8 protein-coding genes and 1 pseudogene are annotated in these 13,322 nt (G+C 65.6%); 3 read left to right on the top strand and 6 right to left on the bottom strand.

The features are described 5' to 3' along the window. Positions 1-2: 2 nt before the first annotated feature. Positions 3-1,574: a glycosyltransferase family 39 protein gene (locus tag H0A72_RS12380; protein WP_180155734.1), complete on the bottom strand. Its 1,572-nt coding sequence runs from the start codon at positions 1,572-1,574 to the stop codon at positions 3-5. 21 nt (positions 1,575-1,595) lie between these two features. Continuing rightward, positions 1,596-3,617 (bottom strand): OPT family oligopeptide transporter, encoded by a 2,022-nt coding sequence (locus H0A72_RS12385; RefSeq protein WP_180155736.1) that lies wholly within the window; start codon positions 3,615-3,617, stop codon positions 1,596-1,598. 130 nt (positions 3,618-3,747) lie between these two features. On the opposite strand from H0A72_RS12385, the gene nirK reads away from it, so the two are divergent. Together nirK and H0A72_RS12395 are read left to right on the top strand one after the other, a co-directional pair. After that, entirely contained in the window at positions 3,748-5,160 is a 1,413-nt protein-coding gene (gene nirK / locus H0A72_RS12390) for a copper-containing nitrite reductase (RefSeq protein WP_180155738.1), read from the top strand. Positions 5,161-5,255: 95 nt separating this feature from the next. Further along, positions 5,256-5,786 (top strand): hypothetical protein, encoded by a 531-nt coding sequence (locus tag H0A72_RS12395; protein WP_180155739.1) that lies wholly within the window; start codon positions 5,256-5,258, stop codon positions 5,784-5,786. A 64-nt stretch (positions 5,787-5,850) separates the two neighbouring features. Here H0A72_RS12395 and metE read toward each other — a convergent pair whose 3' ends face one another. Then, entirely contained in the window at positions 5,851-8,133 is a 2,283-nt protein-coding gene (gene metE, locus H0A72_RS12400) for a 5-methyltetrahydropteroyltriglutamate--homocysteine S-methyltransferase (protein ID WP_180155741.1), read from the bottom strand. Positions 8,134-8,241: 108 nt separating this feature from the next. On the opposite strand from metE, the gene H0A72_RS12405 reads away from it, so the two are divergent. Beyond that, positions 8,242-9,120, top strand: coding sequence for a LysR family transcriptional regulator (locus H0A72_RS12405; protein ID WP_180155743.1), 879 nt, complete (start codon positions 8,242-8,244; stop codon positions 9,118-9,120). A gap of 130 nt (positions 9,121-9,250) precedes the next feature. Here the strand turns inward: H0A72_RS12405 and H0A72_RS12410 are convergent. From H0A72_RS12410 to H0A72_RS22440, 3 genes and pseudogenes are all read right to left on the bottom strand, one after another. Next, a pseudogene (locus H0A72_RS12410) lies at positions 9,251-10,072 on the bottom strand (NYN domain-containing protein); the annotation flags it as partial. 76 nt (positions 10,073-10,148) lie between these two features. Further along, entirely contained in the window at positions 10,149-11,087 is a 939-nt protein-coding gene (locus H0A72_RS12415) for an ABC transporter substrate-binding protein (protein WP_343060248.1), read from the bottom strand. A 111-nt stretch (positions 11,088-11,198) separates the two neighbouring features. After that, on the bottom strand, positions 11,199-13,241 hold the full coding sequence (locus H0A72_RS22440) for a diguanylate cyclase domain-containing protein (protein ID WP_180155747.1): 2,043 nt from the start codon (positions 13,239-13,241) through the stop codon (positions 11,199-11,201). Positions 13,242-13,322: the final 81 nt, after the last annotated feature.

The following is a 13,322-nucleotide window of genomic DNA, read 5'->3' on the forward strand; positions in this document are numbered from 1 at the left end:
GCTCAGCGCCTGGCATGACCCTTCGCCGCACACCGCTCCCCCGGCGGGATGATGCCCCAATTCAGATCGATCAACGGGCTCTTTTCCGACGACCACGGAATATCCAGCCTGCCCTGAATCGTGGCCGACGCATGCAGCGCCTTCAAGACCGGATCCGGCTCGCCGCGGGTTTCCAGGCTGTATACGACCAGCGCTCCGCAAGCCAGCGGGGCTTCGTCCAGCCAGGGCGACTCCTCGGGCTTGCCATTGATGAACACCTGAGCCTCGGGCCCCCGGTGAATCGCGATGTTGCCGCCGAGCCAGGTATCCGACGCCACCAAAGTCAAGGGATGCCCCGGCACATGCCGCTGCCAGATGTCATTCAACTGCTGCGAAATCACCGCTCCCGGAAACGTCGAGCGTGAATCGCGGCCGGTGTGCCAGGCCAGCGGGCCGCGGGCCAGCGCGTAGCTGACCGCCATGAGCACGTGCAGCGCGATGCACAGAACGGCGATGCGGCGCAGATTCACCCGTTCGTCGCCGCGCATCCACCACAGCAGGTAGAAGCCGTAGAGCACGAAGAACGTCGTGCCCCATGAAGCCACCAGCCGCGTCCCCAGCACCGCGGACACCAGCATGGTGGACAGCACGGGCGCCAGGCCTATCCAGAGCAGGAAAGAGCGGTCCCACTCCGTGAACTGCGCGCCATAGCGCATGGCTGCCGTTCCTGCGCCCGCGACCGGACGGCGTTTGTTCCAGGCATGCCAGGCCAGCCATGCCACCAGCATCGGGCTCAGGCGGGCCAACTGGTCCAGGGCGAAACTGAGTAAATGCCCGAGCGCCTGCAAATGGCCTCCCGCTTCGAGCGAATTGTCGGCGTAGCGCAAAGGCATGAAGGCGTTCGAGGCCAGCCAGTAAAGATGGGGCGATATCGTGACGGCGAAAGTCAGCAGGGCGAGGGCGAGCCCTTTCAGATTGCGGGCGTCGCGGAAACTGCCTTGGCGCAGCATGAACAGGAAGAACGCGGTGAACTGGATGACCGCGCTGTACTTGGTCTGGATCGACAGCCCCGACACGACGCCCAGCCAGGCCCAGCTGCTGAGCCGCTGGTGCTTCAAGGCGCGATACAGCAGCCAGGTGCTTGCCGCCACGGACCATAGCTGCGCCGTATTGTGGTTGTAGATCGTGCCGCGCAATGAAAAATAGATGCTGACCGAAACCAGCATCATGGCCATGAAGGCTTTGCGCGGCGTGGTGAATTCGCGCCCGAGCCGCCACAGGAACCACAGCGCGAGCGCGGACATCAGCTGCCCGGCGAAGAACGGCAGCCAGACCGGGCGGCCGAAGATCCGCGTCAGGAAGTACATGAGCCAGGAAGGCGCGGGCGGATGCTTGGTGTAGCCCAGTTCCAGGCTGGACGCCCAGACCAGTTCCTCCAGGCCGTCGAGATCGGGCGCCCGGTGGCTGATGCCGCAGAGCAGCGTCCAGAGCAGCGCCATGCCCGCCAGGTACAGCACCACCTGGAGCTCCAGGCCGGCGGCGGGCTCGCCCGCGCGGCGCTGCGAGCCTTGAAGATGAAGAATATGAGTTTCCATGGGATTCCGGCGCCGCGGGCCCTAGCCGCGCGCCAGCGCGCGCTTGATGAAAGCCAGGCACATGCCCGCGAACGCGGCCAGCCCGATGAATTTCGCCGCCGTGGCGAATTCGGGGCCGACCAGCGCCAAGGGCGCGTCGCTGCCGCCGGATCCTACCGAGACGACGATGATCATCGCCAGGGCGACGCCGACCAGGCTTTCGCCGACGATCAGGCCGGAGGCGAACAGCGTGCCCTTGCGTTCGGCGTGCTCCAGCCGCTCGGCGGGGTTTTCGCCCGCGCGGCGCGCGGACGAGCGCACCCGCTTCTTCACGAACCAAGAGATGAGCGTGCCGACGAACAGCGCGGTGACGATGGACGGAGGCAGGTACAGGCCCATGGCGACGGCCAGCGAAGGCAGCCGCAGCCTTCTGGTGGAGCGCGCGAGTATCGTGTCGAGCACGATGACGGCGATGCCCCCGGCCACGCCGATCATGATGTAGGACCAGTCCAGGGTGTGCGCGAACAGACCGTTGGCGATGGTGATCATCAGGGTGGCCTGCGGAGCCGCCAGCGCCTGCGACGGGTCCATGTCGGCGCGGGGCAGCGCGCCGATGAAACCGTAGGCGTTGTACAGCAGTTCCAGCACGGGCGGGATGGCCAGCGCGCCCACCACGCAGCCGATGATCAGCGCCGCCTGCTGCCGCCAGGGCGTGGCGTGCACCAGCCAGCCGGTTTTCAGGTCCTGCAGGTTGTCGTTGGAGATCGCGGCGATGGCGACCACGACGGATGCGCAGAAAATGGCGAGCGCGGTGAAAAACCGCAGGTGCTGTTCATTGTCGAGCATGTCCTGAGCCTGGCCGATGCCGATGAAGATCATCGAGATGGCCAGAATGGAAATGACGGCGATGCCCGATATAGGGCTGGTGGAGGAGCCGACGAGCCCGGCCATGTAGCCGCAGGCCGCGGCCACCAGGAAACCCAGCAGGAAGGACAGCAGGGTGCCCGCCACGACCAGCGTCCAGGCCATCGATGCCGGCAGATCCGATTCCGACACGAAGGAATAGAAGGTGGCCATCAGCAGGACGATCATCAGGACGGTGGTCCGCAGCAGCGTGCGGGGGGACAGGTCGGTGTCGGTGCGCGCGACGCCGGCCGAGCCCGGGCCGCTCTTCAGGACCGACAAAGAGATGCGCATGCCTTCGTACATGGGCTTGATCAGGGTGAGCAGGGTCCAGAGCGCGGCGACGGCGATCATGCCCGCGCCGATGAGCCGGACTTTGGACACCCAGATGCCGGTGGCGAAGCCGGCGAGCGTGGCGCCTTCCGGCATGGGGGTCAGCGCGGTCAGCCAGGGAACGGCCACGCCCCAGGACAGGAACACCCCGAACAGCATGGCGACGCCCCCGGTGATGCCGACCAGGTAGCCGGCGCCGACCAGGGCGAAGGAAAAGCCCATCGGCAGCTGGAAGACGGCCCGCCCGGCGCTGAACCAGTAGCCGGCGCCGTCGGCGGCCAGCTTGAAGCCGTTGGCAAGCAGGCTGAACGCGCCCGCCATGGCGCCGCCCGCGAGGATGTCGCGCAGGCCTTGCCCCTTCCGCTTGCCGGGCGCCGCTTCGTCGGCATGGCCGGCGCGCAGGATTTCGGCGGCCGCGACGCCCTCGGGGTAGGGCAGCTCGCTTTTGACGACCAGCGCGTGGCGCAGCGGCACGGTGAACACCACGCCCAGTATGCCGCCGCAGGCGCAGATCATGGCGGTTTCCAGCAAGGGGAAGCCTTGCCAGTACCCCATCATGAGCAGCGCCGGCAAGACGAAGATGATGGCCGAAAGCGTGCCGGCCGCCGACGCCTGGGTCTGGACGATGTTGTTTTCGAGAATGTTGGAGTCCTTGAACGCGCGCAGCAGCGTCATGGAGATGACGGCGGCGGGAATGGACGAGGCGAACGTCAGGCCGACCTTGAGGCCCAGATAGACGTTGGATGCCGTGAAGACTAGGGTGATGACGGCGCCGAGAATGATCCCCCTGAGGGTGAGTTCTCGGAGCGAGGCGGCGTTGGCGGACATTGTGGACGTTTCGAGTGCGTGATAAAAAGGCTGAATGGCGCATGCCCGGGCAGGCGTCGATTCGGCGGTTGCGAATCAAGCTGAATTGTAAGTGCAGTTTTCACTTCAACGTAACAAGCAAGGGGAAATCATGAGCGTTTTTCTGAACCATACCTTGAGAACGTTATGTCTGCTTCTATCGGCCGCCGTATTGTATGTGGCCGGCGGCGCGGCTTGGGCGGCGAGCGCGCTGCCTTCGAATACCTCGGTCACCTATACGCCCGACGTCACCTTCACTTTGCGCACCAACATCGCGGACGGCAAGCTCGTGTTCGTGGGCGACGCCGGCACCATCAGAGGCAAGGTCAACCCCGACCTCCAGGTGCCGGAAAACGCCGTCGTGCAGATCAACCTCATCAATGGCGACGGGGCGATCCACGACATCGCCGTGCCCGAGTTCTCGGCCAAGTCCGACCACCTGACGGGCAAGGGCGCTTCCACCGCCATCGTCTTCCGGGCCAACAAGAACGGCGTCTTCGAATACCTGTGCACCCTGCCGGGCCACAAGGCGGCCGGCATGTTCGGCAAGCTGATCGTGGGCGAACCCGTGCAGCAGGCCGAAAGCCAGGGGCTGGACATCGCCCAGGACCCGAGGGCCGTCGGCGAGCCGGTCGGCAAGCGCGAGCCCAGGCACATCACCTTCAACCTGGAAACCACGGAAGTCGTGGGGCAGCTGACGGAAGGCAGCACCTACAAGTACTGGACCTTCAACAACAAGGTGCCCGGGCCGCTGCTGCGCATACGGGTCGGGGACACGGTGACCGTGAACGTCACCAACGCCAAGGACTCCTCGCACATCCATTCGGTCGACTTCCACGCCGTGACGGGGCCGGGCGGCGGCGCGGCGGTCACCCAGGTGCCGCCGGGGCAGACCAAGAGCTTCACATTCAAGGCGCTGCATCCGGGCCTGTTCGTGTACCACTGCGCAACGCCCATGGTCGCCCAGCACATCACCAACGGCATGTACGGCATGGCGCTGGTCGAGCCAGAGGAAGGCTTGCCCAAGGTCGACCGCGAGTACTACGTGATGCAGGGCGAGCTCTATACCGCCCAGAAGCACGGCTCCCTCGGCCTGCAGGAGTTCTCGCTTGAAAAATTGCTGGACGAAAACCCCGAGCACCTGATGTTCAACGGCGCCATGAACGCCCTGAGCGACAAGTACAAGCTGACGGCCGAGGTCGGCGAGACCGTGCGCATCCTGTTCGGCGTCGGCGGCCCCAACCTGACGTCCAGCTTTCACGTCATCGGCGAAGTCTTCGACCGCGTCTACAACCAGGGTTCGCTGACCAGCCCGCCCTTGACCGACGTGCAGACCACCACCGTGGCCCCGGGCGGAGCCACCATGGTGGAATTCAAGGTCGACGTGCCGGGCAACTACATACTGGTCGACCACGCCTTGTCGCGCGTCGAGAAAGGCCTGTCCGGCGTCCTGTCCGTGACCGGCAAGGAGGACCACTCCATTTTCCACTCCACCGAGCCCATCGATCCGAAGTCCGGCCACTGACGGCGCAGAAGGCCGGGCATGAACCGCGCCCGCGCCGCCGGCGGGCACGTGGATTGCTTGCTCCCACAGGCTGAAACCGCCCCAGGGAGCATCATATGGTATGGAACGTTTTGTTCGGCGAACGCTCGACGACGAAGATCGCCGCCATCTTCGACACGGAGCAGGGCGCGGCCACCGCGGCGGCGGCCATTCATTCCAGCGCCGGCCTGCAGGCCGCGCAGATCCGTCTGGTCAAGCCGTATGAAAAGGATTACGCCAAGAAGATCGAACCCGAAACACAAGGCATCGTCCGCACCGCCCTGCGCGCCCACCTGGTGCTCGGCGCGGCGGGGGCGGTGGTCGGGTTCTTCGGCTGGGGCTTGCTGTATCTGGCCGGCATCATCGCCGTCACGGCCACGCCCCTGGGCAGCCTGGGCGTGTTCATCTTTTTCGGCGCGATCGCGGGGATGCTGCTGGGCGGGCTGGTGACCGCCCGGCCCGACCACCAACTGGTCATCCAGCGCGTGCAGACGGCGACGCAAGAAGGCAAGTGGACGCTGCTGATCCATCCGCGCACGCCCAGGCAGTGCGACCAGGTCATGGCCGCCTTGTCGGGCGTAGAGGCCGAAGTCACGCGCAGCGTTTGAATGCGCCGGCCGGCAGACGCCGCCAGCCGGCCGGCGGCCCGCCCGCGGGCGCCATCAGCCGGCGCTATGCCTCGCGCAGGGCGCGCGCCGCCGCCACCATGTTTTTCAGGGCGGGTATCACTTCGGACCAGGCGCGGGTCTTCAGCCCGCAATCGGGATTGACCCACAGCCGTTCCGCGGGGATGCGGCGGCCGGCCTTCCTCATGAGGTCGCTGATGTGCTCCTGCGTGGGGATGTTGGGCGAATGGATGTCGTAGACGCCCGGGCCGATCTCGTTCGGGTAATTGAAGCTGTCGAAGGCGTCCAGCAGCTCCATGTCCGAACGCGAAGTCTCTATGGTGATGACGTCGGCGTCCATGTCCGCGATCGAAGGCATGATGTCGTTGAATTCCGAATAGCACATATGCGTGTGGATCTGCGTTTCGTCGCGCACGCCGTTCGCGGCGATGCGGAAGGACTCCACCGCCCAGCCCAGATAGTCGCTCCATTGCGACTTGCGCAGGGGCAGGCCTTCGCGCAGGGCGGCCTCGTCGATCTGGATGATGCGCACGCCGGCTTTTTCCAGGTCCAGCACCTCCTGGCGGATGGCCAGCGCCAGCTGCAGGCAGGACACGGAGCGGGGCTGGTCGTCGCGCACGAAGGACCAGTTCAGGATGGTCACCGGGCCGGTCAGCATGCCTTTCATCGGCTTTTGCGTGAGCGTCTGGGCGTAGGTGATCCATTCGACCGTCATGGCCTGGGGGCGGGTGATGTCGCCGAACAGAATGGGCGGCTTCACGCAGCGTGAACCGTAGGATTGCACCCAGCCGTACTGGGTGAAGGCATAGCCTTCGAGCTGTTCTCCGAAATACTCCACCATGTCGTTGCGTTCGGGCTCGCCATGCACCAGCACGTCCAGACCCAGGACCTCCTGCTCCCGCACCGCAAGCGCGATCTCGGCGCGCATGGCCTCTTTGTATGCCGCGAGATCCAGCTCGCCCTTGCGGAAGCGCAGGCGCGCCTGGCGGATTTCAGCGGTCTGTGGAAAGGACCCGATGGTGGTCGTGGGAAAGGCGGGCAGCTTCAGCAGGCCGGCCTGTTTTTCCGCGCGCAGCGGATAGGGGCTTTGGCGCCGGCCCAGCGCGGCGTCGATGCTTGCGAGAGCGGCCTTGACTTGCGGCTTGTTGACGCGCGGCGAGTTGCGGCGCGAGGCAATGGCGGCCTGGTTCGCCTGGAGTTCCGCCCGCAGCGCCGCGCGGCCGCCGTCCAGCGCGCGGGCCAGCAGCTTGATCTCATCCAGCTTTTGCAGCGCGAAGGCGAGCCAGGAGCGGATGTCGCCGTCCAGCGCCGTTTCGCTGTTCAGGTCCACCGGCACGTGCAGCAAGGAACAAGAAGGCGCGATCCACAGGCGGTCGCCCAGCCTGGCGTGAATGGGTTCGAGCAGGTCCAGGACCCGGTTCAGGTCCGTCTTCCAGATATTGCGCCCATTGACCACGCCCAGCGACAGCACGGTATCGCGGGGCAGGGCGGCGATGGCGGGTTCGATGTCGGCCGCGCCGTTGACGGCGTCGATGTGCAGGCCTTGCACCGGCAGGGCGCAGGCCAGCGGCAGGTTTTCCAGCAGTTGCCCGAAATAGGTCGCCAGCAGGATCTTGACCTTGCCGGTGTTCAGCGCCTGGTAGGCGGCGGCGTAGGCCTGCGCCCAGCCCGGATCGAGTTCGGTGACGAGGGCGGGTTCGTCGATCTGCACCCATTCCACCCCGCGGGAGGCGAGGGCGTCCAGCAGTTCCGCGTACACGGGCAGCAGGCGGGGCAGGAGGTCCAGCCGGCTGGAGCCGTCCTTGGACTTGCCGACGAACAGATAGCTGACGGGGCCCAGTATCACCGGCTTGGCCGGGATGCCCAGCGCCCGGGCTTCATCGAGCTGCTCCAGCAGCCGGGAGGCATCCAGCGAGAAGGAGGTGGATGCGCTGAACTCCGGCACGATGTAGTGGTAGTTGGTGTCGAACCATTTGGTCATCTCCCCCGCCTGCACGCCATGGCCGCAGCCGCAATCGCCATGGGAGGCGGAGCGGCCGCGCGCCACGCGGAAGTAATTGTCCAGCGGGTCTCCCCGGAAATCCCGCACGCGCTCGGGCAGGTTGCCCAGGGTGAAGCTCATGTCCAGGACCTGGTCGTAGAAAGAAAAATCGCCCACGGGCAGCAGGTCCAGCCCTTGTTGGCCGGCCCAGTGGGTCTTGCGCAGCCGGCGGCCCGTGTCGCGCAGCGCGTCCAGGCCGGACTTGCCGTTCCAGTATGCTTCGAGCGCGAACTTGAGTTCGCGCTGCGCGCCGATGCGGGGAAAGCCCAGATTGTGTGTCGTAACCATGTCTTGCCATTTTGTCGATAGGAGGGAAACGCCATGGTAGGACGATCAATCCATGAAATAAAATGGTATTGTTTCATCTATCGATTAAATTTTTTCATACTGCTAGCCATGCTCGAACGCATACACCTCGCCGTTCTTCGGGAAGTCAGCCGCCAAGGCACGCTCACCGCGGCGGCGGACGTCCTTTGCCTGACCCAATCGGCGCTGAGCCATACCGTCAAAAAGCTGGAAGACCAGATGGGAACGCCGATCTGGATCCGCGAAGGCCGCAAACTGAGGCCGACCCAGGCCGGCGCCTATCTGCTGGGCGTGGCCGAGCGGGTGCTGCCGCAGCTCGAGCACGCGGAGGCCAGGATCAGGCAATATGCGCAGGGCGAGCGCGGCACGCTACGGATAGGCATGGAATGCCATCCCTGCTACCAGTGGCTGCTGAAGGTCGTTGCGCCCTATTTGGCAAAATGGCCGGACGTCGACGTGGACGTCAAGCAGAAGTTCCAGTTCGGCGGCATCGGCGCCTTGTTCGGCTACGAGATCGACCTGCTGGTGACGCCCGATCCGCTGTACCGGAAAGGGCTGCGCTATGAACCCGTCTTCGATTACGAGCAGGTGCTGGTGGTGGCGGGCGGCCATCCGCTGGCCGGCGCCGGCTGCGTCGAGCCCGAGCAGCTGGCCGACCAGGTCTTGATCAGCTACCCGGTGGCCATCGACCGGCTCGACATCTACGCGCAGTTCCTGATGCCGGCCGGCGTCGCGCCGCGCCGGCACAAGGTGATCGAAACCACGGACATCATGCTGCAGATGGTCGAGAGCGGCCGCGGCGTGGCCGCGCTGCCGCGCTGGCTGGTGGAGGAATACCAGGGGAAAATGGACTTGAAGGCCGTGCGGCTGGGGGCTCGCGGCATCGCCAAGCAGATCTTCCTGGGCGCGCGCGCGGCGGACGGCAACATCGATTACCTGGAATCGTTCATCGACATGGCGCGGGCTTAGGGACTTTCGGCGTTGACGGGCCCTGCGGCCGGGCCCGGGGGCGGGGCCCTCATCCCCCGGTGCTTCGTCTGGACGTGCGCACATTGCGCCGGCGCCGCACCGGCTTGGGCGCCGGCTCCACCGGTTCGGGGCGGAATACATAGGTGCCGGATTTTTCGTCCCGCCCCAAAGCCAGCTGGCCGCGCGCCTGCGCTTCTTCGAGCAGGTTGCCGAAGGCCTTGAACCCGTAGTAGGTTTCGCTGAAATCGGGCTTGCGGCGCTTGATCGCCTGCTTCAGGGTCGACGCCCATATCTTTCCGCTTTCGCCGCGCTCCGACAGCAAGGCATCGAAGGTATCGACGGCCATTGCGACCGCGACGTCCTTCAGGGCGGGCGCGTCTTCGGGCGCGGGCGCCTGGCTGTCGGCGGCGGGCGCCGCCTCGGCCTCGGCCGGCGCCTCCGGCCGCTTGGGCCGCGAGCCCTTGCTCGCCGGCGCGGCCCGCACCAGGTCGTCATAGAAGATGAATTCGTCGCAATTGGCCACCAGCAGATCCGAGGTGGATTGCTTCACCCCGACGCCGATGACTTGCTTGGCGTTTTCGCGCAGCTTGGACACCAGCGGCGAAAAGTCCGAATCGCCGCTGATGATGACGAAAGTATTGACGTGGGATTTGGTATAGCACAGGTCGAGCGCATCGACCACGAGGCGGATGTCGGCGGAGTTCTTGCCGGACTGCCGCAGGTGCGGGATTTCGATGAGCTCGAAATTGGCCTCGTGCATGGACGACTTGAAGCCCTTGTAGCGCTCCCAGTCGCAATACGCCTTCTTGACGACGATGTTGCCTTTGAGCAAGAGCCGTTCGAGCACGGGCTTGATGTCGAATTTTTCGTATTGTGCGTCTCGCACGCCCAGTGCGACGTTCTCGAAGTCGCAGAACAGGGCCATGCTGACGTTGTCCGGGGTGGATGCCATGATGTCGCTCCGGGATGACGGGTCCGCCTATGATACAGAATCGGCGGCGCCCGCCGCCCGGGCGGCGCGTGGCTTGCTATTTCATGGCCGTCAGCAGGCTGCCTGTGATGGCCTTCAGGTTGCTCAGGCCACCGCCCATGACATACCAGCCGTTCGGATCCGCATAATAGACCTTGCCTTCCTTGTAGGCGCGCGTACGGCTCAGTTCCGGATGCTTGGCGAGCGTGTCGGCGGCGGTCTTTTCGCCGTTGTTGATGGCGCCGCGATCCAGCACGATCAGCCAATCGGGGTCCGCCTTGGCGATGTCCGAAATGACTTGCGCCCGTTTTTCGGCGGCCGCCTTGGCCTCGGGAGAGCCGGCTTCGGGGCGCGGCTGCGCCGGCGCGTTGGGGTCTTTCGCGGGCAGGACGGATTCCGTGCCGGTCAGCTCATAGGCGTATCCGAAGCGGTCGCCCGGCGCGTGGGCGATGACGTTGCCCTTCATGACAAAGAGAAAGGCCGCCTTCTTGCCCTGGTTGGCGCGGCGCAACCCTTCCACGTCTTTTTCGATCGAGGCGATGGCCGCCTCGGCCTGGGGCTTCTTGCCGAATGCCGAGGCCAGCGCCAGGTTGGCGGTCTTGAAGGTGGCGAGGAAATTGGCGGGGTCGCTGGTGAAACTGACCGTGGGAGCCAGCTTGCCGAGTTCCGGCATGGCTTTCTGCGAACGGCCGCCGGCGATGATCAGGTCAGGCCGCAGCTTTTCCAGCGCGGGGTAGTCCGGCTCGAACAAGGTGCCGACCACCGGGGCCTGCGCGTATTTTTCCAGCTCGCCCTGGTAGACCGACTTGGGAACGCCCGCGACCGGAACGCCCAGGGTGTTGAGGCTGTCGAGCACGGCCAGGTCGAAGGTGACGATTTGCTTGGGGGTGTCGGCCAGCTTGAGCGTGCCTGCGCTGTGGGCGAGTTCGAAAGCGGCGACGGGCAGGGAAAAGGCAAGGGCGCTGCCCAGGGCGATCAGACGGGTAGGGAGTTTCACGTGGTCTTCCAACTGGTTATAGAATGAAAATCGTTCTCATTATATTGTGATTCCACGCAATTTGGGCGAGGCTGGGGCCTGCCGGCGCTAAAAGGCGGGCGGCACCGGCCGCTATAGCGTGCCGGGCGCCGTTCCCGCCAGGCAATAACGATTGCGCCCTCCCTGTTTGGCCTCGTACATCGCCGTGTCGGCAAGCGTCATCAGTGTGTCGACATCGCCGCCGTGATCGGGGAACAAGGCGATGCCTATGCTCACTTTCACCGGCAGAAGCTGATCCAGCACGGGCAAGGGCGCTTGCAGGCTTTCCAGGATTTTTCTTGCGACGGTGACGGCGGAGTCGGCATCGTCGATGCCGGGAAGCAGGATCACGAACTCGTCGCCGCCTTGCCGGGACACCGTATCCACGGCGCGCACCGCCTGGCGCAGGCGCTGCGCCACGCCTTTCAGGAGCTCGTCGCCCCCGTCGTGCCCGTAGACGTCATTGACGTGCTTGAAGTGGTCCAGGTCCAGGAACATCAGGCCCACCTTGGCTTGTTTGCGCTCGGCTTCCTTTAGCGCCTGTCGGATGAGCTCCAGCAGCAGGCGGCGGTTGGGCAGGTCCGTCAGCGGATCGTGGTAGGCTAGGCGCCGGATTTCCTCCTGGTAGGCCTTGATGTCGGTCATGTCGCGAAACGAAACGACGGCCCCAATGGGCGCGCCGTCGCTGGCAAGCGGGGCGGCGGTCACGCCGACCGGGAACGCCGTTCCGTCCTTGCGGCGGAAGGTCTCGTCTTCGCTGCGGTAACGCCGCCCGGTGGCGGCCACGGCCTGGATGGGGTGCGGAGCCGCGGGCTCCGGCTCCGCGCCGGGCGGGCGAAAGAGCTCGGCGGCGCCGAGGCCCAGCATTTCCCGCCGGGACCGGCCCAGCAGCCTTTCGGCTTCGGGGTTGGCTTCCACCACGCGCGCATCGCGGTCCAGCACGATCAGGCCTTCCCCCAGATGCTGCGTGATTTCGCGGTGGCGGCGGTTGCTGCGCTCGATGGCGTGGCGCAGGCGCCGCTGGGTCACCACGGCATGCGCGACATAGGCGGCCAGCACCAGCAGCAGCGCGAGGCCGGCAAGGTAGACCGTGCGCGTGAGCTCGTCGGCGCCGATGGCGGCGGACGGCAGGGCGGCGGCCGGAACCAGCGACACCACCTTCCAGAAATGCTCGTTTCCGGCCCCGTCTTGCGCTTCGCCGCGCCGCTTGCCGCCCGGCTCCGTCGCGCGGCCCGGGTGCAGGGTGCTGTAAGTGAACAGGCCGGCTTCGGCGTTCATCCATTGGCCGCTTTCCCGGCCGTTGATCGCTTGCCAGGCTTGCGGATGGCGCTGGGCGAACGCGCCCGGGCGGCGCAGCATGAACTCCCAGGAATGGGCCGGATCGGGCGATGCCAGCCAGTCTCCGCCCGAACTGAGCAGCATGGCCTGTGAATAGTCGTCCGCCATCAGCTCGCGGAACCGGTCTATCATGGACTGCCCATGCAGATTGAGCATCATGATGCCGCGGCGTTCGCCGCTGGGGCCGAAAATAGGGGTGCCGAACCGGATGGTGGGGTTGTACGGCCGCTCGATCTGCCCGTTCTCCACGTTCAGGTCGAGCGGCGACACGTAGATTTCCCCGCGTTCCAGCCGCAAGGCCGCCTGCACGAAATACTGGCCGCCCTTGTTCTGCAGATGCTCGACCGGCACTTCGACGGGCAGCCCGCCGCGCTGGTCCACGCGGATGACCTCCACGCCGTTGGCGTCCAGGTAGCTTATCTTGTGATAGATGCCTTTTTCACGGGAGATCGTGCTGAACAGATTGGCGGCGCGCTCGAGCGCGATCTCGCCGGAATCGGCGGCCAGCGCGCGCATGGTGGGAACGTTGGCCAGGGTGAGCAGGTCGGACGCGATCATGTCGAAGCGGTAGCCCAGGATGCTGGCCGTCTTCGCCACCTTGGCCTGCTCCTGGACTTTCAATTCCTGGAGCTCGCGCTCGGCCCAGAAAGAAGTCAAGGCCAGCACGATGGCCGTGAAGGCAAGGGCCGAGACAGCATACCCGACCACGAAAAGCCTGATTGTCTCGCGGTCGAAGAATGAGGCGCGCCGCCGCGCGGCAGGCTTTTGCGTCGAATGCATGTCGTCGTTGATCGCCACGGTTTCCATCTTGCCCCGACATTCTACTGTACCGGGCCGGGGCCGCGCTTCTGCCAAGGATCGCGCGATTCTGTATGATGC

It is taken from the genome of Parapusillimonas granuli (assembly GCF_013416525.1).
Classification (GTDB): Bacteria; Pseudomonadota; Gammaproteobacteria; order Burkholderiales; family Burkholderiaceae_B; genus Parapusillimonas; species Parapusillimonas granuli.